Genomic DNA, 832 nt, shown 5'->3' with positions numbered 1-832 from the left:
TTAGTTCTTCGTAGCTGTAGTAGATCACTCCATAATACATTTCCTGTTTCATTAAGCCGAAAAAGTTTTCCATTACAGCGTTATCATGACAGTTACCCTTTCGAGACATGCTCTGAAAAATTCGTTCTTTTTTTAGTTTCCTGGTATAGGCCTTCATTTGGTATGCCCAGCCCTGATCGGAGTGAAACGTTCTTCGATATGGACAATCAGCAGTAATTTCGATTGCTTCAGCTTGAGCTTCCAGTATGCTTTCAGCCGAAGGACGTTTGGCTATTCCATAGCTGATGATTTCATCATCGAACATGTCCAGGAAAGGATCCAGATAAAGCTTGTGCAGGGTCAGATGTCCCTGTGTATCTACTTCATAATATTTGAATTCTGAAGTATCGGTCGTAATCTTCTGATGTGGGATATTCGTCTCAAAACGACGATGTATTCTATTCGGAGCAATGGTCCCTACCTTACCCTTATAGGAACTGTATTTACGGCTTTTCCGGGTAAAGGATGTTACCTGAAGGCTCAGTTTCTGCATGATACGTTGAACTTTCTTCTTGTTCACGCAAATCCCTTGATTCTTCAGCTCACCGGTCATGCGCCGATATCCATAATCTTTATGCTGGCTGCGGATTTCCTGTATTTTGTCCTCTACTTCCTGGTCTGGATTCACGCGGTCAAACCGTTTCTGCCAGTACATATAGGTCGCTTTGGGCATTTGAGTATAGGAGAGAAGGTCTTTCAATTTGAATGATCTTCGGAGACTGGAGATGATTTTCGCAACTCTCTCATTTTTGCTTCGTCCTCTAAACGCAGTCTCCTCAGTTCTTTTAAAAAA

At 42.1% G+C, this 832-nt stretch carries 1 protein-coding gene; it reads right to left on the bottom strand.

All coding sequences use genetic code 11. The features are described from left to right. A partial coding sequence (locus tag BQ2657_RS00030; protein ID WP_143224806.1) for an IS3 family transposase occupies positions 1 to 832 on the bottom strand: 832 nt, incomplete at both ends.

This window comes from Acidaminococcus massiliensis (assembly GCF_900095825.1).
Lineage (GTDB): Bacteria > Bacillota > Negativicutes > Acidaminococcales > Acidaminococcaceae > Acidaminococcus > Acidaminococcus massiliensis.
This window is presented reverse-complemented; position numbering and strand designations above follow the sequence as displayed.